12 protein-coding genes and 1 pseudogene are annotated in these 18,618 nt (G+C 70.1%); 6 read left to right on the forward strand and 7 right to left on the reverse strand.

The features are described from left to right. Window positions 1-67: 67 nt before the first annotated feature. The 3 genes and pseudogenes from FKR81_RS17020 to FKR81_RS45820 all read left to right on the forward strand — a co-directional run. Entirely contained in the window at window positions 68-457 is a 390-nt protein-coding gene (locus FKR81_RS17020) for a helix-turn-helix domain-containing protein (RefSeq protein ID WP_186763008.1), read from the forward strand. After that, window positions 454-882, forward strand: a complete 429-nt coding sequence (locus FKR81_RS17025; protein WP_146353022.1) for a M48 family metalloprotease — start codon at window positions 454-456, stop codon at window positions 880-882. Before FKR81_RS17020 ends, FKR81_RS17025 begins: the two co-directional genes overlap by 4 nt. A gap of 647 nt (window positions 883-1,529) precedes the next feature. Then, window positions 1,530-1,889: pseudogene (locus FKR81_RS45820) on the forward strand (DUF6545 domain-containing protein); the annotation flags it as partial. A 43-nt stretch (window positions 1,890-1,932) separates the two neighbouring features. Here FKR81_RS45820 and FKR81_RS17030 read toward each other — a convergent pair. Beyond that, on the reverse strand, window positions 1,933-2,643 hold the full coding sequence (locus tag FKR81_RS17030) for a Clp protease N-terminal domain-containing protein (RefSeq protein WP_146353023.1): 711 nt from the start codon (window positions 2,641-2,643) through the stop codon (window positions 1,933-1,935). A 141-nt stretch (window positions 2,644-2,784) separates the two neighbouring features. Between FKR81_RS17030 and FKR81_RS17035 the strand changes: the two genes are divergently transcribed. Beyond that, complete coding sequence (locus FKR81_RS17035; RefSeq protein WP_186763009.1) at window positions 2,785-3,708, forward strand: DMT family transporter; 924 nt, start codon at window positions 2,785-2,787, stop codon at window positions 3,706-3,708. Here the strand turns inward: FKR81_RS17035 and FKR81_RS17040 are convergent. The 6 genes from FKR81_RS17040 to ssb form a co-directional block, all read right to left on the reverse strand. Beyond that, window positions 3,620-4,249, reverse strand: coding sequence for a hypothetical protein (locus FKR81_RS17040; protein WP_146353025.1), 630 nt, complete (start codon window positions 4,247-4,249; stop codon window positions 3,620-3,622). The two genes, FKR81_RS17035 and FKR81_RS17040, sit on opposite strands and share 89 nt — an antisense overlap. Then, window positions 4,242-4,673, reverse strand: a complete 432-nt coding sequence (locus FKR81_RS17045; RefSeq protein WP_146353026.1) for an acyl-CoA thioesterase — start codon at window positions 4,671-4,673, stop codon at window positions 4,242-4,244. The genes FKR81_RS17040 and FKR81_RS17045 overlap by 8 nt, the downstream gene beginning before the upstream one ends. A gap of 81 nt (window positions 4,674-4,754) precedes the next feature. After that, the gene (locus FKR81_RS17050; protein WP_146353027.1) at window positions 4,755-9,680 is read right to left on the reverse strand and encodes an NAD-glutamate dehydrogenase; all 4,926 of its coding nucleotides are present in this window, start codon (window positions 9,678-9,680) and stop codon (window positions 4,755-4,757) included. Between the two features lie 205 nt (window positions 9,681-9,885). After that, complete coding sequence (locus FKR81_RS17055; protein ID WP_146353028.1) at window positions 9,886-14,397, reverse strand: hypothetical protein; 4,512 nt, start codon at window positions 14,395-14,397, stop codon at window positions 9,886-9,888. 19 nt (window positions 14,398-14,416) lie between these two features. Beyond that, the gene (gene ettA / locus FKR81_RS17060; RefSeq protein ID WP_146353029.1) at window positions 14,417-16,093 is read right to left on the reverse strand and encodes an energy-dependent translational throttle protein EttA; all 1,677 of its coding nucleotides are present in this window, start codon (window positions 16,091-16,093) and stop codon (window positions 14,417-14,419) included. A gap of 335 nt (window positions 16,094-16,428) precedes the next feature. Next, a complete protein-coding gene (gene ssb, locus FKR81_RS17065) occupies window positions 16,429-16,875 on the reverse strand; it encodes a single-stranded DNA-binding protein (RefSeq protein ID WP_146353030.1) in 447 nt (148 codons plus the stop codon). A gap of 210 nt (window positions 16,876-17,085) precedes the next feature. On the opposite strand from ssb, the gene FKR81_RS17070 reads away from it, so the two are divergent. Beyond that, window positions 17,086-17,700: a TetR/AcrR family transcriptional regulator gene (locus FKR81_RS17070; protein ID WP_146353031.1), complete on the forward strand. Its 615-nt coding sequence runs from the start codon at window positions 17,086-17,088 to the stop codon at window positions 17,698-17,700. After that, window positions 17,693-18,616, forward strand: a complete 924-nt coding sequence (locus FKR81_RS17075) for an ATP-binding cassette domain-containing protein (protein ID WP_146353032.1) — start codon at window positions 17,693-17,695, stop codon at window positions 18,614-18,616. The genes FKR81_RS17070 and FKR81_RS17075 overlap by 8 nt, the downstream gene beginning before the upstream one ends. Window positions 18,617-18,618: the final 2 nt, after the last annotated feature.

Here is an 18,618-nt window from a genome sequence, read left to right on the forward strand (position 1 = left end):
CATTAAAATGACACGCAGGCTTACCGTAGACTCTCGCGACGAGGTCCGTCAACGGGGAGGCCGACCGGTGAACGACAGCCCTCGGACGCTGGCCGAGAAGGTGGAGTACCTCTTCCGCGAGGTGCGTCCCAAAGACCGCAAACCCTTCACCCATCCCGAAGTGGCCACCGCGACCGGCCTGTCGACCGGCCTGCTGTCCGCCCTGCGGTCGGGCAAGAACACCAACCCGACCAAGGACACCCTCGAGCGACTCGCCGGGTTCTTCGGCGTACCGGTGGCGTTCTTCTTCGACGACCAGACGACCGAGCAGATCGCCGCGCAGATCGGGCTGGCGGGCGCGATGCGAGACGCGGGCGTTGCCAGTGCCGCGGCGCGCATGGTCGGATTGTCGGCGGGCAGCGTCGACGCGGTGCGCGCGCTGACCGAGCAGCTGCGGAAGCTGGAAGGTCTGGAGTGAGCCGGATCGCGCGTGGACTCGACCTGCCGAGCCCGTTCGACGTGGCCGAGCTGTGCCGCCGAGTGTCCGTTCGAAGGCGAAGACAGGTCGTGCTGACTCCGCTGCCGATGGCGGCGCTCGGACCGTGCGGGCTGTGGCTGGCCGGAGAGCACGCCGACGTCATCTGCTTCGAGCAGAACACGTCCGCGCTGCACCAGGAACACATCATCCTGCACGAGCTCGGGCACATCCTCCACGAGCACACCGGGGCCGAGACACTGCAGGACCTCTTCCCGAACCTGAGCGACGCGACGCTGCGGATCATGCTCGCGCGTCAGCACGACGCCTTCTCACAGCGACACGAACGTGAGGCCGAGCAGTTCGCCTACGCCGTTCTCGCGCGGGCGAGCCGGGGCGACGGCTTCCGCAGGGTGCTGGCGGACTGATGATCGACGTCGCGCACCTGCTGCTCACCGCCATCGTGTTCGTCTGCGCGGTGCTGCGGTACTTCGCGTGGCGCCGCAACCCCGGCGACCGGGCCGTCCGCGCCGTGTTCTTCGCCCTGCTGTTCATGGAGATCTCGTTCCTGCTGGGCCATCCCGGCACCTACTGGTTCCTGCACGGGCTGACCGGCGAGATACCCAGCTTCCTGCACCTGGTGCAGAAGCTCGCGACCATGGCGATGGTGTACTGCGCCTCGGTGTTCGTCCTGACCGTCGTCGCCCCGGACAAGTCGGTGCGCTGGCGGACCCAGGTGCTCGCGGCGAGCGCTGTCGTGGTGGTCGGCTGCTACCTGCTCGGCCCGTTCCGGCTCGGCATGGCGATCCCGGGGTCCAGGGGGCACACCGATCCCGGCGTCGTGGCGTACGTGTCGGCGTGGCAGCTCTACTGCGTGTTCGCCTACGCGGACCTGCTCCGGCTCGGCTGGTCGATGCGGACGCCGGAACGCGACCTGATGCGCAAGAGCCTGGCGCTGCTGGCGATCGGCTGCGTGCTGCAGCTCGTGCAGGCGGCGCACAAGCTCTACTACCTGTGGGCGGTGTGGCTGGGCTTCCCGCCGTCCTGGACCGAGAGCGGCCCGTCCGGCGTCCAGATGTACATCATCTTCCCGGCCGGGATCTGCCTGCTGGCCGGCCTCGTGCTGCCGTCGTTCGGCACGTGGCTGACCAGGCGGCGCCTGCACCGCGAGCTGAAACCGCTGGCGTCCGCGGTCGGCGTTCCCGATCTCGGAGTGCGCGGCCTGCGGGGAAGGCTGCTCAGCCAGGTGATCGGCATCCGCGACGCGCTCGTCGGCCCGCTGCACTCCCGCCTGGACTCCGCGGTCCACGACGCGGCACTGGCCCGCGCACTCGACGAAGGTCTGTCCGAAGAGGACGCACGGGCCCGCGCCGAGGCCGCGTGCATCCTGGCCGCGCTGCGCGGTGACGAACCCTCCGGCACGTCACCGCGGTTCTTCGCTCCGACCGCGGACGCGGAGGCGGCCTGGCTGGCTCGCGTCAGTTCCGCGTACGCGGCTCTGACTCGAGCCGATCGAGCCGCTCCAGCACCGGACGCAACTGCTGCTGGACGACCGAGGCGATCACCGCCTCCGGAGCCGGACTCTGCGCACGCAGATGGGCGTACCCGCTGAGCGCGGCCACCACGGTCCGGCGCACCGCCCGCCCGTCGGCACCCAGTTCCCTGAGGACTCCGCCCGCCGTGCCGTCCGGCTCGGTGGCCAGCCCGATCAACAGGTGCTCGCAGCCCACGTAGTTGTGCCCCAACGCGATCGCGTCGGTGACCGTCAGCTCCAGCGCGTTGGCCGCCGGGCCGCTGAACCGGGTCGCCTCACCCCCTCCCCCGCTCATGACCTTGCTCAGTGCCCGTTCCACCTGAGCTGGTTCGACCTCGATCGCGCGCAACACCTTCAGCGCCAGGTTCGCGCCCTCCGCGAGCACGCCGTGCAGCAGGTGTTCCGTGCCGACCGCGGCCGCGCCGTCCTCGCGCGCCTTGGTGATCGCGAGCTTCACCGCGGTGCGCGCGCGGTCGGTGAACTGGGACAGCTGGGCCGTTGGATCATCCAGTTCGCCCAGCACGGTCGCGCGGATCGCGGTCACCCGGCGCACCGACTGCTCCAGTGCGCGCTGGCAGATCGCGGACACCGGCAGGTTGGCCGTCTTCACACCCTCGGCCAGCTCGTCCGGCAGGTACACGTTGATCTTCGGCATCACGACTCCCCCTCGAATCGACTGTAACCCCATATATAACCCTACCTGGGGTCATAGTCAACGACTCGCCGCCGCCCATCGATCGCAGCTGGTCGAACAACTCGGTCGCCCCGCGCCGACCAGGTCGTCATGATGGCCGCGATGAGTACTCGAGGTGTGTTCGCGGTTCTCGCCGCCGCGGTCCTGTTCGGCACGACCGGCACCGCGCAGGAGCTGGGGCCGGGCGGGCTGGACCCGCTGGCCGTCGGCGCGATCCGCGTCGTCATCGCGGGCACCGTGCTGGCCGCGCTGGCGTGGCTGCTCGGTGCTTACCGCGGTACGCGGCCGTCGCTGCCGCTCGTGCTCGTCGGCGCGATCGGCGTGGTGCTCTACCAGCTCGGCTTCTTCACCGGCGTGCGGCTCGGCGGCGTGGCCGTCGGCACCGTGGTGGCGCTCGGCTCCGGTCCCGTGTGGGCGGGCATCGTCGAGTGGGTCGCCACCCGGCGTCGTCCGTCGCCGCAGTGGCTGGCCGCGACCGCGCTCGCCATCGCCGGCGTCGCGGTGCTCACCGGCGGCGGGCGCACGTCGTTGCTCGGCATCGGCGCGTCGCTGCTCGCCGGGCTCGGCTACGGCCTCTACACGGTCACCGGGTCGCGTTTGATCGAGCAGGGCCAGCGGTCGTACGGCGCGATGGGCCTGATGTTCGGTGCGGGCGCGGTGCTGCTGGTGCCGGTGCTGCTCGTCCGCTGGCCGGGCGGGCTGGACAGCACGGGCGGCCTGACCGTCGCCCTCTACCTCGCGCTCGTGCCGACCGTGCTCGCCTACCTGCTGTTCGGCGCCGGTTTGAAGGTGCTGCCCGCCGCGACGGTGGCCACGCTGACGCTCGCCGAGCCGGTCGTCGCGACCGCGCTCGGCGTGCTGGTGCTGGGTGAGCCGATCGCGGCCAACACCGTGATCGGCGCGCTGCTCGTGCTCGGCGGGCTCAGCCTGCTGGCGCTCAGACCAGCAGCGGGAGCATCGAGTGGCGACGGCGGACGACCGCGCCGTACTTGGCGTCGATCCGCACCCACGAGTCCGTCGCGATGACCCGGACCTCGCCGTCCTCGCCGAGGAAACCCATGCCGGACAAGGCGAACAGGCACCGCAGCGGGATCTTCACGTCCAGCCCGGAACCGGAGACCGTGAGCACGGTCTGGTCGAGCAGCGACGCGGGCGGCGTGCCCTGCGGGCCGGTGTTCTCCCGCGCCACGGCGACACCTTCGTCGGCGAGCTTCGACACGATCTCCACCGGCAGCCGGTCGACCATCAGCCAGCCGTCGACCGGCGGCAGCGCTGAGCGCCACATCAGGTCCTTGGCGGGGCCGGGATCGATGACCTCGCCGCGCATCACGGCGAGACCGGTCAGCAGGTCGTTGCCGGCGACCGTGACGTCGCCCGGCTGAACCTTCCCCTGCACGGTGCGCGTCGCGAGCGTGTCGAACGGCGTCGCGACCCACGCGTCGAGGAGGTCGGTTCCGGCGCGTTCCCGCAGCCGCACCACCGCCTGCCCGTCGAGCCGGACCGCGCGTGCGACGAACGCACCCAGGTCATCCCGCTCGGCCGCGTCGGCCAACACCAGTTCAGGCACCGTTACCTCCGGCTCTCCAGCCCGCGAGGAAATCCCGCTCGGGCTCCGTCAACGCTCGCGGATACCCCGCGTCGACGTTGTACGGAACCATCAGGGTCTCAGCCTTCGTCGTCACCGGGTGCTCCGGGCTCGGCCCGCTCCGCACCACGTAGTCCAGCGTGAACGACGACGCCCGCATCCGTCCGACGGACAGCTCGACCCGGATGTCCTCGCCGGTGAACACCAGCGGCTTCAGGTAGTCGACGGCCAGCTTCGCCACGACCATACCGTTGATCATGTCCTTGACGCCGTGCCGTTCCGCCTCGTTGAACAGCAGGGCGATCCTGGCCTCTTCGAGCAGCGTCACGGTCTTGGCGTTGTTGATGTGCCGGTACGCGTCCATGTCGGACCACCGCGGACGCACTGCTGTGACGAAGACACCCATGATGGGACCTTATCGAGTGCCCGACTCGGAAAATGACTGAGTCCTCGGGGGCGGCCGGTCACCCGGCCGCCCCCAGGCACATCAGCGAACCATGCTCCGCATCTGGCGGGCCGCCACCGACAGCGTCGCCAGGTCCAGCGTGTTGACCCGGTTGATCTCGTCGAGCGCCGACCGCGACCGGCTGAGCCGCGAGGCGTTCACCTGCTCCCACTTGGCGATCTTCTCGGCCGCCGTGTCACCGGGGTCGCTCTGCCGCAGCACGTCCAGCGTGATCGCGCGCAGCGACGAGTAGAAGTCGTCGCGCAACGCGAGCCGCGCCAGCGCGTGCCAGCGGTTGCCGCGCTCCAGCGTCGTCACCGAGTCGAGCATGTGGTCGATCTCCAGGTGGTCCGAGAGCGCGAAGTACAGCTCCGCGGTCTCCCGGTGCGTCCGCTCCGGCCCGAACCCCGAGCCCGCACCGACCTCGCGCTCGGCGAGTTCGGCGATCTCGGTGACGTCCAGCAGGCCGTACATGTAGAGCAGGGCGGACACCTTGCGCGCCAGCTCGGCGGGCACGCCCGCCGCCATGAAGCGCTCGGCCTTGTCCGCGACGACCTCGTACTCCCGGCCGGCCAGCAGGTCGAACGCCTCCGGCGACAGCTCGCCGACCACGCCGGAGAACCGGTTGATGGTGGAGCCGACCGGCAGCGGCTGCGGCCGGTTCGACAGCAGCCAGCGGGACGTGCGGTCGAGCAGGCGCCGGGTCTCCAGCACCAGCTCGTCCTGGATCCCGGTCGGCACGACGTTGTCGAGCGCCTGGATCTCCCGCCAGATGTTCTGCAGGTCGTACACCGCGGTGGTCACGGCGTACGCGCGCACCGCGTCCGTCGCCGACGCGCTCATCTCCTCAGCCAGCCGGAAGGCGTAGGAGATGCCGCCGCCGTCCACGACCTCGTTGACCATGACGGTCGTGATGATCTCCCTGGCCAGCGGGTGGTTCGGGATCGCGTCGCCGAAGCGTTCCCGCAGCAGGCTCGGGAAGTAGTCGGGCAGCATGCGGGTGAACGTGTCGATCGTCGGCAGGTCGCTCGCGAGCACCTGCTCCTTGAGGTCGAGCTTGGTGTGCGCGAGGAGCGTCGCCAGCTCGGGCGACGTCAGGCCCTCGTTGTTCTTCTCCATCGACTTGAACTCGACGGAGCTCGGCAACGCCTCGAGCTCGCGGTTGAGGTCCGTGCGCTCCTCGAGGTCCGCGACGAGGCGCGCGTGCACCGACAGCATCGGCGCCGCGTGCGCCCGGCTGACGCCGAGCACCTCGTTCTGCGAGTAGTTGTCCGCCAGCACGAGCTCGCCGACCTCGTCGGTCATCTCGGCGAGGACCTCGTTGCGCTGCTGCTGGTCCAGCTTGCCCTCGCGAACGAGCTGGTCGAGCAGGATCTTGATGTTGACCTCGTGGTCGGAGCAGTCGACACCGGCCGAGTTGTCCAGCGCGTCGGTGTTGACCTTGCCGCCGGTGCGCGCGAACTCGATGCGGCCGCGCTGGGTCAGGCCCAGGTTGCCGCCCTCGCCGATGACCTTGACCCGCAGGTCGGCGCCGTTGACGCGGACCGAGTCGTTGGCCTTGTCGCCGACCTCGGCGTGCGTCTCGGACGCCGCCTTGACGTAGGTGCCGATGCCGCCGTTCCACAGCAGGTCGACCGGCGCGGCCAGGATGGCCTTCTTCAGCTCCGGCGGCGACAGCTTCTCGACGCCTGCCGGGAGGCCCAGCGCCGTCCGCGCCTGCTCGCTGATCGGGATCGCCTTCAGGGTCAGCGGGAAGATCCCGCCGCCCTCGCTGATCAACTCGCGGTTGTAGTCGTCCCACGACGAGCGGCCGAGGTTGAACAGCCGGACGCGCTCGGTGAACGACGGCGCGGCGACCGGGTTCGGGTCGATGAAGATGTGCCGGTGGTCGAACGCGGCCACGAGCCGGATGTGCTCGGACAGCATCATGCCGTTGCCGAACACGTCACCGGACATGTCGCCGACGCCGACGACGGTGAACTCCTCGGTCTGGGTGTCGACGCCCAGCTCGCGGAAGTGGCGCTTCACGCTCTCCCACGCGCCCTTGGCGGTGATGCCCATGCCCTTGTGGTCGTAGCCGACCGAGCCACCGGAGGCGAACGCGTCGCCGAGCCAGAAGCCGTAGCTCTCCGACACGCCGTTCGCGATGTCCGAGAACGCCGCGGTGCCCTTGTCCGCCGCGACGACGAGGTAGGTGTCGTCGCCGTCGTAGCGCACGACCTGCGGTGCCGGGACGACCTCACCGGTGATGAGGTTGTCGGTCAGGTCGAGCAGGCCGGAGATGAACATCTTGTAGCAGGCGATGCCCTCGGTCATGAAGGCCTCGCGGTCGATGCCGGGGTCGCCCGTCACCGGCGCCGGGCGCTTCACGACGAAGCCGCCCTTCGCGCCGACCGGCACGATCACCGCGTTCTTGACCGCCTGCGCCTTGACCAGGCCGAGGATCTCGGTGCGGAAGTCCTCGCGGCGGTCCGACCAGCGCAGGCCACCGCGTGCGACGGAGCCGAAGCGCAGGTGCACGCCCTCGACCCGCGGCGAGTAGACGAAGATCTCGAACCGCGGCCGCGGCTGCGGCAGGTCACCGATGGCCTGCGGGTTCAGCTTCACCGCGAGGTACGGGCGGCGGTTGCCGTCCGCGTCGCGGTAGAAGTAGTTCGTCCGCAGCGTGGCGTTGATCAGCGTCAGCAGGCTGCGCAGGATGCGGTCCGCGTCCAGGCTCGTGACGTCGTCGATCAGCTTGCCGATGTCCGTGCTGAGCGCCTCGGTGCGGCTCACCCGCGTGCTCTCGTCCAGCGCGGGGTCGAACCTGGCCTCGAACAGGTCGACCAGTGCGTTCGCGACGTTCGTGTGACCGAGTACGGCGTCCTCGATGTAGTCCTGCGAGTACGGCGTGCCCGCCTGGCGCAGGTACTTCGCGTACGCGCGGAGCATCGCGGCCTGCTGCCAGGTGAGCCCGGCCTGCAGCACCAGCGTGTTGAACCGGTCGACCTCGGCCTCGCCGCGCCAGACGGCCGCGAACGCGTCCTGGAACCGCTGCCGGACGCTCTCCAGGTCGCCCTCGGCGATCTGGTCCAGCGTCGACTGGTCGATGCGCAGCCCGAAGTCGTAGATCCAGCACTGCACGCCGTCGTCGCGGGTGATCTCGTACGGCCGTTCGTCGACGACGATCACGCCCATGCGCTGCAGCATCGGCAGCACGTCCGACAGCGTGATGCCCGAGCCCGCGAGGAAGAGCTTGAACCGCCGCTCGCCCGGCTCGGCGTCCTCCGGGACGTAGAACACCATGTCGAGGTCGCTCTCGGCGAGCGACTCGATGCGCCGGAAGTCCTCGAGGCCGTCGCTGGCCGGGAAGTCCTCCTTGTACGCCTCGGGGAAGACCGCGGCGAACCGCTGGCCCTGCTCGTTGGCGGACTCGGTGCCCAGCTCGCCCGTGTCGCCCAGCACGGCCTCGACCATGCGGTCGTCCCAGCTGCGGACGGCCTCGGCCAGCAGGTTCTGGATGTGCTGCGTGTCCGGCTCGGTCGCGCGGTTCGGGTCCGTGTGCACCATGAAGTGCACCCGAGCCAGCGCCGACTCACCGATCCGCGCGCTGTACTCGAGGTTCACGCCGCCGAGCTCGGCGAGCAGCACCTCCTGCATCGCGAGGCGGCTGGTGGTCGTGTAGCGGTCGCGCGGCAGGTAGACCAGGCACGAGAAGAACCGGCCGTACGGGTCGCGCCGCAGGAACAGGCGGAGCCGGCGGCGCTCGGCGAGCGCGATGACGCCCGTCGTCGTCTGGTACAGCGTGTCCGCGTCGACCGAGAACAGCTCGGTGCGCGGGTAGTTCTGGATGACCTCGAGCATCCGCTGGCCCGAGTACGACTGCAGCGGGAAGCCCGCGCGGTGGATGACGTCGCGCACGCGGCGCTCGATCACCGGGATGTCGAGCACGTCCTCGTGCAGCGCCGTCGTGCTGAAGACGCCGAGGAACCGGTGCTCACCGGTCACGTTGCCCTCGTCGTCGAACGTCTTCACGCCGACGTAGTACGGGTAGACGCTGCGGTGCACGCTGCTCTGCGCGCTCGCCTGGGTGAGGACGAGCAGCTCGGGGCTGAGCGCCTGCGCGCCCGCGTCCGGCCCGGCGGTGAGGCTGCGCGCCGCGAGGCTGTCCTGCCGCAGCACACCGAGCCCGCTCGCGAGCACGGCCCGCAGCGCGGCGTCGCCGTCCTCGCGCACCAGCTCGTACTGCCGGTACCCCATGAACGTGAAGTGCCCGTTCGCGAGCCACCGCAGCAGGTTCGCGCCGTCGGTGGTCTCCTCGGAGTCGCGCTTCTCCAGCTCGTCCGCGAGCTGCAGCGCGGTGCCCGCCATCTTGTCGGTGTCCTCGACGACCTCGCGCACGTCCGTCAGCACGGTGTGCAGCCGCGTCTCGAGCTCACGAGCCCGATCGGGGTCGGTGATGAGGTCGACCTCGATGTACATCCACGACTCGGCCAGCGCGTCCACCGGAGGCGCCGCGGGGTCGGCCTGCGGCAGGACCTCCTGCAGCTGCCCCGTCACCGGGTCGCGGCGCACCACGACGATCGGGTGCACGACCCGCTGCACCTGCACCCCGCCGCGGGTCAGCTCACTGGCGACCGAGTCGACGAGGTACGGCATGTCGTCCGTGACGACCTGCACCACCGTGACGGGACAACTCCACCCGTCGTGCGCCCGCGTCGGGTTGAGGATGCGCACACCGGCGCGACCAGGAACCCGGCTCTCGGCGAGCTGGTAGTTCGACCGCACCGCACCGACCAGGTCCACCGGGTCGTCGTCGTTGACTTCCTCGGCGGGCACGTGGCGGTAGTAGAGGCGGATGAGGTCGGTGAGTTCAGGGGCATTGGCGGCGGCCCGTTCGATCAGCTCGTCACGGACCTGCTCGGGACTGGCCGGTCGACTCTCCCCCTCGGGGGCGTCGGATCGGATCGGGGCTCCAGTCGAGGTCATCTTCAGGCGACTCCACGCTATCCGGCACCTCTGTGTGCCGGGTCCGGCTCCACCCTAGAGGGGGAGATGCCATTCACCGGCAACAGGTTGAGCTGTTCTTAACCTCTGAATCGTGGGCTGAATCGTGTCACACCGCGCGCGATCCGCATGGTGGAAGCGCTCGGAAGCGCTGGAGTTTGCGCTGCGGGTTGCGCTGGGGAAGCGATCACGAGCCGGGCAGTGTCCATCCACCGAACGGGGACTCCTCGACACGCCGGATGGGGCCCGTTGTCTCGGTGTCCGGAATCGCTGGTTCGACCGGATTCGCGGCGGGCCGGTCGGTGGGCAGCTCGGCCGGCCGGTCGGCGCGCTGGTCGAAGCGCTGGTCGACGGGCAGCTCGGCGGGCTGGTCGGTCGGCTGTCCCACCGGTGTGATCGGGCCCGTCGACTCCGGGTCCCGCTCCTCTTGCTCTTCGTCCCTCTTGCCCGTCTCGTAGGCCACCAGTGCCTCGGCCAGCAGTTCGGCGAGGCCCATGTCGCTCGACCTGCGTCGTGAGCTGGGCAGGCTGGGGTCCTTCGCCACCGCTTCGGCCGGGGCGGGCTGGGGCGCGCCGGGACTCGTGACGGGCTGGCCGGGTGTGCCCTGTGCGGTGTCCGGGGTGTTGTGCCCGCTCTGGGGTGCGCTGAGCAGGAAAGGCGTGGGCTGAGCTGGGTCCGGCGTCTGCGCGCCATGGCCCGCGTCGAACTGGGCGGGCGTCGTTGGGGCCGGCTGCGCCTGGCTCGTGCCGAACTGGGGCTGGGCGGCCGGGTCGTACTGAGGCTGCGTGGTCTGGCCGAAGGTGGGCTGACCCTCCGGGCCCTGACCGAAGGTCGGCTCTGGCTGCGCGGCCTGACCAAAGGGTGGCTGAGCCTCTGCGGCCTGACCAAAGGTCGGCTGACCTTGCGGGGCCTGACCGAAAGCGGGCGGAGCCTCGGCGGCTTGACCGAAGGTCGACTGCCCCTGCACACCCTGACCGAACGTGGGCTGGGCCTCTGCGGCCTGACCAAAGGTCGGCTCCGGCTGCGCGGCCTGACCGAAGGTCGGATGACTCTGCACGCCCTGACCGAACGTGGACTGACCCTGCACACCCTGACCGAACGTGGGCTGAGCCTGCACACCCTGACCGAAGGTCGGCTCAGGCTGTTCGGCCTCGCCGAAGGTCGGCTGAGCCAGCGTGGGCTGCCCGAAAGTGGGCTGAGCCTCTGCGGGCTGACCGAAGGTTGGCTGAGCCTGCGCGGCCTGGGCCGAGTAGGGCTGCCCGAACTGGCCTGGGGTCTGTCCGGCCTGGGCCGCGTCCGGCAGCTGAGCCGGTCCCGGCTGCCCCGGATCCGACCGGGTCGGCGAGGTCAGGCCGAACGAGGCACCGCTCTGGTACTGCCCCGGCTGCGGCGACTGTCCTGGCTGAGCCAGATCCGGCCGCGCCTGCTCGGGCTGAAACGCATCCGGTCGTGCCTGTGCCGCCTGGGCTCCGGGCGGCGCCGACACCTGCCACGGCTGCTGAGGCTGGTCTACTCCGGGCTGGGCGTATCCCGACTGGGCATAACCCAGCTCGGTGTATCCCAGCTGGTCCCCTCCCGGCTGCGAGTACGCCGACTCCGGTGTCCCGAAGCCACTGGACGCCGAGGAGGCAGAGGCTTCTGGCTGCGCGACCTGCACCCAGTCCGACTGGGGCGTGTCCGAGTCGCGGCCGAAGGGCTGCCAGGTGGCCGGGGGCTCGTCCTCGATGTCCGCGGAGCTCAGGAACGAGCTCGACAGCAGGTCGGGCTCCGGAGGCGTCGGGACCTCGTCCGGGACCGGCACCGACGGCACCGGGTCCGGCACGGGCGGCTGCTCGGGTGCGGGTGGCTCCGGGACCGGCTCCGGCACCGGGCGCTTGACGGGCTCGGGTTCTGGTTCGGTCTCGCGTTCCGGCTGCGGGGCGGGGATGCGGCTCGCAGGCTCGCCGAATGCCGATTCCTGCTCGCCCGGCTGACGACCGAACGCCGCCGCCAACCCGGACGAACGACGACCGGCACGCCCCACCGGCGGTGCCTCGAACCCACTGGGCTGCTCGTCGGAAGGTGCCTCGAACGCCAACGCCTCGAAACGCGCCCGCGTGCCGAACGGATCCGAGCCCGGAGCCTCGAAGCTCGGCACGTCAGAAGCCGGCGCCTCGAACTCCGAACCGCCGGCGGACGAGTCCGTCGATGGTCGGCCGAAGTCGGCGCCGGGCCAGCCGGAACGCGGGTCCTCCGACGCACGGCCGAAGCCGACACTCGGGCCATCGGCACGCGGATCGTCCGACGCACGACTGAAGCCAACACCCGACCCATCGGAACGCGACTCGTCCGACGCACGGCCGAAGCCGACACTCGGGCCGTCGGAACGTGAGTCCTCCGACGCACCACCGAAATCAAAGCCCGACCCATCAGAACGCGAGTCCTCCGACACGCGACCGAAGTCGACGCCCGGCCCGGCGGAACGATTTTCCTCTGCTCGGCGGCCGAAGTCGGGCACCTGTGCGTCTGGATTCAGGCTCGCTTGCTCGCGGCCGAAGTCGAAGCTCGAGCCGGGGCCCTGTGCGTCGGGGCTCGGGTCCGGCCGCGCGCGCCCGAAGTCGTAGCCCTGTTCGTCAGGGGTCGTGCTCGGTTGCGGCGGTCCGAAGTCGGGCGTCGGCCCGGCGGTGCGCGAATCCTCTGTGTCAGGCGTTCGACCGAAGTCGAAGGCCGGGGTGTCCGACCGGGCTCCCGAGTCGCTCTGGCCGAAAGCGGCGCCCAGGCCAGAGAAACCCGACGGCGACCCGAAGGTCGGAGTGTCGGCGGGTGACGCGTCGGAGTCGTCGGACGGCCCGTGCGCGAACGCCGCTGCCAGGCCGGACGGGCGGGCCGAGGCGGGTGGGTCGATGTGCGGCTCGGCCGGTTCCTGGCCGTAGGGCGTCGTGTAGGACGAGCGCGGCGGGCGGGACGGCAGGCCGTCCGGGCCCACCACCGGCTGGACGGCCGTCGTCGGCTCGAAGTAGTTGTGCGGCAACGGGTCCGGGGTCAGCGGGTCCGGGGTCGCCGGCTCGTCGGGTTCAGCGGAGCGGAGGTGGGCGGGGGCCTCGACGCGCCACTGCTGGGGCTCAGCGGAGTCCTCGTCGGGTTCTTTCGCGCGGCGTCTGCCGCCCTGGCGCAGGCCGGCGGCTTTGAGCATGTCCATGACGCTCTCCGACTGGGGCGCGGCGGGCGGCTCGAGCTCAGGTGTCTGCGCGCTGTCGTCGTCGACGTCGCCCGCGGCGACTCTGGCCGCGCGGCGGCGGCCGCTGATCATCGCGCCTGCCGACGCGATGAGGCCCGCTGCGGGGACGGTGCGGTCGGACGGTTGCTGATCCACCGAGTCGGATGCCTTGTCCTCTGGTTCGCCGAATGGCTGCACCATGCGCCAGCGGTCGGCTGCGTGCGCACGTGCCGCTGACAATCCTTCCACGGTCATGTCTTCGGCAGCTCGGCGCACTCGCTTGACCTTCAGGCCCTCGCCTTTGCGCACCTGGACCGGGCGCCACTGGCGCAGCTGCTGCTTCAGGTCGGCGGGCAGCGCCTCGTCGGCCGCCGGCGGGCGAGGTGGGCCGCCGTCGGAACGCAGCAGGTCAGCCAGCTGCTGGTGCAGGCTCGACGGCTGGCGGTGCACGCCGGAGAACTCGGCCGCGAGCCGGGCCCTGACCGAGTACACGGCGCGGGCGCGGCGGCGTTCCGCGGCGTGTGCCGCGCGCAGGTTCGTGAGGGCGTCGGTCAGTTCGCCGGACACCTCGTGCACGTGCGCGAGCGCCAGCAGGCTCTCGGCGAGCAGGGTGTCCAGCTGGTGGCGTTCGGCGCTCGAGGCCGCCTCGCGCAGCATTTCGCGCGCGACGTTGATGCGGCCCGCGGGCAGGTGCACGCGGGTCGCCAGCGCCAGCCGCAGCCAGCCCGCGGTCGACGCCGACGGTGCGCGCACCGGGCGTTCCAGCAGCGGGCCGCCCGCCTGGCTGGCGTCGGACAGCTTGTTCGCGTCCATCAACGCGCACACCAGTTCCAGGGTCAGGCGTCCGCGCGCCTGGCCGCTGTCCGCCGCGGGGTCGGCCTGGTTGAGCAGGTCCAGGCCCTCGCGGGCGGCACCGATCGCGGCGGGGATGTCGCCCCACCGGCGGAGCTGGGCGGCTGACACCGCGCGGAGCAGTCCGCGCAGCAGCAGCTTCGTATCCGAGTCGAGGATCGTGTCGGCCGCGTACAGCCGGTCCGCCTCGTTGAGCGCGTACGCGGGCTCGTCGCCGCGGCCGACGGTCACGATGCACTCGCTCGCCTCGACCAGTGCCGCGGCGCGCAGGGCGTACGGCACGCCCTGCGCCTCCAGCACGGGCCGCACCGCGGCGAACCCGGTCAGCGGTGCTCCCACCGACCGGGCGCACCCGGCGAGCTCGATGCGCAACAGCCACGCCGTCTGGTGCTCGGCCGCCGTCTCGGCGGCCTTCAGCGCGTCCAGCGCCCGGTCGGCGATGCGGACACCGCGGCCGATCCGGTTGCTGGCGAACACCACCAGCGCTTCAGCCTTGAGCCGGTCAGCTTCGTCGCGGCGGGAAGCGGCGAGCGCGAGAGCGCGCTCGCCGAGCACCAGAGCGAGTTCCGGTGCCTGCCAACGCAGCCGCCAGGCGGGCACGACCAGCGCGCTCACCTCGACGTCCACCTGCGTCTCGCCCCTGGCCGCCACGACGTAGCTGTCCTGCCCCTCAGTCGCGTGTCAGCTTGCGGTAAGTGACACGGTGCGGCCGAGCGGCTTCAGCACCCATGCGTTCGATCTTGTTCTTCTCGTAGCCCTCGAAGTTGCCTTCGAACCAGTACCAGGCGGACGGGTTCTCGTCCGTGCCCTCCCACGCGAGGATGTGGGTGGCGACGCGGTCGAGGAACCACCGGTCGTGCGAGATGACCACGGCGCAGCCGGGGAACTGCTCGAGCGCGTTCTCCATGGAGCCGAGGGTCTCGACGTCGAGGTCGTTGGTCGGCTCGTCCAGCAGGATCAGGTTTCCACCCTGCTGGAGGGTCATCGCCAGGTTCAGCCGGTTGCGCTCACCACCGGAGAGCACGCCCGCCGGCTTCTGCTGGTCCGGCCCCTTGAAGCCGAACGCGCTGACGTACGCGCGCGACGGCATCTCGACGTTGCCGACGTGGATGTAGTCGAGTCCGCCGGACACGACCTCCCACACGTTCTTCTTGGGGTCGATGCCCGAGCGGTTCTGGTCGACGTAGGACAGCTTGACCGTCTCGCCGATCTTCACGTTGCCGTCGTCCGGCTGCTCGAGACCGACGATGGTCTTGAACAGGGTCGTCTTGCCGACACCGTTCGGACCGATGACGCCCACGATGCCGTTGCGCGGCAGGGTGAACGACAGCCCGTCGATGAGGACCCGGTCGCCGAAGCCCTTCTTGAGCTTGTCGACCTCGACCACGACGTTGCCCAGACGCGGGCCCGGCGGGATCTGGATCTCCTCGAAGTCGAGCTTGCGGGTCTTCTCCGCCTCGGTGGCCATCTCCTCGTAGCGGTCGAGGCGGGCCTTGGACTTGGCCTGGCGCGCCTTCGCACCGGACCGCACCCAGTCGAGCTCGTCCCTGAGCCGCTTCTGCAGCTTCTGGTCCTTCTTGCCCTGGACGGCCAGACGCTCGGCCTTCTTCTCCAGGTAGGTCGAGTAGTTGCCTTCGTACGGGTGGGTCTGACCGCGGTCGATCTCGAGGATCCACTCGGCCAGGTTGTCGAGGAAGTACCGGTCGTGGGTGACGGCGAGGACGGCACCGGCGTACTGGGCGAGGTGCTGCTCCAGCCACAGGACGCTCTCCGCGTCCAGGTGGTTGGTGGGCTCGTCGAGCAGCAGCAGGTCCGGCTTGCTGAGCAGCAACTTGCACAACGCCACGCGACGACGCTCACCACCGGAGAGCTTCGTGACGTCCGCGTCCGGCGGCGGACAGCGCAGCGCGTCCATCGCCTGGTCGAGCTGCGAGTCGATGTCCCACGCGTTCGCGTGGTCCAGGTCCTCCTGGAGCTTGCCCATCTCCTCCATCAGCTCGTCGGAGTAGTCGGTCCCCAGCAACTCGAGGATCTCGTTGTACCGGTCGAGCTTGACCTTGATCTCGCCAAGGCCCTCCTCGACGTTGCCCAGGACGGTCTTCTCCTCGTTGAGCGGCGGCTCCTGCTGCAGGATGCCCACGGTGTAACCGGGGGACAGGTAGGCCTCGCCGTTGCCCGGCGTGTCCAGCCCCGCCATGATCTTGAGCACGCTCGACTTGCCGGCGCCGTTGGGACCGACGACGCCGATCTTCGCGCCGGGGTAGAACATGATCGTGACGTCATCAAGGATGACCTTGTCCCCGTGCGCCTTGCGCACCTTCTTCATGGTGTAGATGAACTCGGCCATGGCCGCGATCGTAGAGCGGCGTCCGGAAGCTCCTGACCTCGGTCGGCGTGATCGCGCTCCCGGCCCCCGGATCAGGCGTCACCTTGTCGCGTGACCAGCCCGTTTCCGTTCGAACGTGAACGACTCTCGCCGACCGGTGCTCACCGGCACCGATCTTCGACCTTCCCTCCTTCGTGAATAGCTGTACGTGCACATCATCTCCGGACGCCCGCCGGATCGGGTGCGTTCCGCCACACCGGGCCGCGGATTGCCCGATCGGCGCAACGCCGGAACCACACCATCGCCGACTCGCATGTGGCATGAACCTCGACTCACGCGCTCGAAGATCGGTTCCATCAGAACGGGATCGTCTCGGACTCGGCCTGACACGCGACCGTCACCGACTCGTCCTCGGTGCGCGGAACCACGAGCGCGGAGGCATCGGGCGCGTTGAGCAGGGTGTGGCAGCGGCCGAGGTCGACGCCGAGCGAGACGGCCTCGATCTCGTAGAACTGACGGCGCTGCCCGTCCACTTCCTGGAACCTGTTCCGCAGCCGGCCGTGCACGAGCACCGGATCGCCCTTGGCGAGCGTCGCACTGGCGTTGTCCGCGAGCCTGCGCCAGCAGACGACGCCCAGGAACAGCCGGTCGCCGTCCTCCCAGTCCTGGGTCTGCTTGTTGTAGCGGCGCTCGGTCGAGGCGATGCGGAAGTTCGACACGCTCACACCCTCGCTCGTCTGGCGATGCGTGACGTCCGCGACGACGTAACCAACAACGGTGATCGGGGTTTCGTTCCAAGCCATGGTGTCCTCCTCGGGTTGCTGGGTCCAGCGTGCACCGCTGGATCGCCGGGCGGCGGCCTGACCTGCGCAGATGTGGACAACTCGACGACTGTGGACAAGTCGCGATCTTCAGCCCCCGACAGACGCGGGACTGTCGTACCCGTGTGGTAGCGCGACTGAGTGAGTGCTCACTCATTGACATGAGTGAGCACTCACTCATAAGCTGGTGCGGTGTCCGAGGAACCTCGCCGCCGCCGCGCGCCGGCCATGAGCGCAGACGACCGCCGCAAGGCGATCGTCCACGCCGCACTCCCCTTGGTGATCAAGGACGGAGCCAACGTGACCACCAGCCAGATCGCCACGGCTGCGGGGATCGCGGAGGGCACGGTGTTCCGCGTCTTCAAGGACAAGAGCGAGTTGCTCGCGAGCTGCATCACCGAGGCGTTGAAGTCCGACGAGGAGGTCGAGCGCATCGCGGCGATCTCCCGCGAGCTCTGCCTGGTCGACCGGCTGACCGAGTCGATCGACGCGGTGACGGGCTACCTCGACCGGATGTGGGGCGTGATGAGCGCCCTGCGCGACACGGGCTACCAGCCACCGGCCCACAAGCCGGGCGAGCACAAGGGCCCGCCGCTGGAGATGCGGCGCATCTCGCAGGCGGTCGCGGAGCTGTTCGACGGCGAGCAGGTCCGCGTCGACCCGGAGCACGCGGCACGGCTGCTGCTCGGACTCGTGTTCACGAACCGCATGCAGGGCAAGGGGATGGGTGAGACGGCCGCGGAACCGGCGGTGCTCGTCGAGCTCTTCCTGCACGGAGCACTGACCAGAGGGGGACAAGATGAGTGAGCTCATGATCGAGGCTTCGAACGTGAGCAAGACGTTCGGCGACGTGCGCGCGCTCGACGGCGTGAGCATCACGGTGCCGAAGGGCAGCGTGCTCGGTCTGCTCGGCCACAACGGCGCGGGGAAGACGACGCTCGTCAACCTGCTGACCACGATGCTGCCGCCGACGGACGGCGAGGCGAAGGTCGCCGGGTTCGACGTCGTGCACCAGGCGCACCAGGTGCGCAGCCGCATCGGGCTGACCGGGCAGTTCGCCGCGGTCGACGAGGCGCTGAGCGGGTTCGACAACCTGGTGCTGATCGCCAGGCTCCTGGGCGCGAGCAAGCGCCAGGCGCAGGCGCGGTCGGACGAGCTGATGGAGATGTTCGACCTCACCGACGCCGCCAAGCGCAAGGCGAAGACGTACTCGGGCGGCATGCGGCGCAGGCTCGACCTGGCCGCGAGCCTCGTCGGCAGGCCCGAGGTGCTGTTCCTGGACGAGCCGACCACCGGTCTCGACCCGTCGAGCAGGCTCGGCATGTGGGAGATCGTCGAGAAGCTCGTGTCCGACGGCACGACCGTGCTGCTGACGACGCAGTACCTCGACGAGGCGGACCGCCTGGCCGACTCGATCACCGTGCTCTCGCAGGGCAAGGTCGTGGCGTCCGGCACCAGCGCCGAGCTCAAGGCGCAGGTCGGCCAGCGCACCGTGACCGTGACGCTCGAGTCCGCGTCCGAGGTGCACGCAGCGTGCGACGCGCTCACGAAGATCGGCATGCACCCGGTCTCCGAAGGACTCACGATCACCACGCCCGTCGCGGCGACGCGTGATCTCGCGACGATCGTCCGCGCGCTGGACGACAACGGCTTGGAAGTGCACGACATCGCGCTCGGCGAGCCGACCCTGGACGACGTCTACCTGGCACTCGCCGCGGCATGAGG

Source organism: Lentzea tibetensis (assembly GCF_007845675.1).
GTDB classification, from domain to species: Bacteria; Actinomycetota; Actinomycetes; order Mycobacteriales; family Pseudonocardiaceae; genus Lentzea; species Lentzea tibetensis.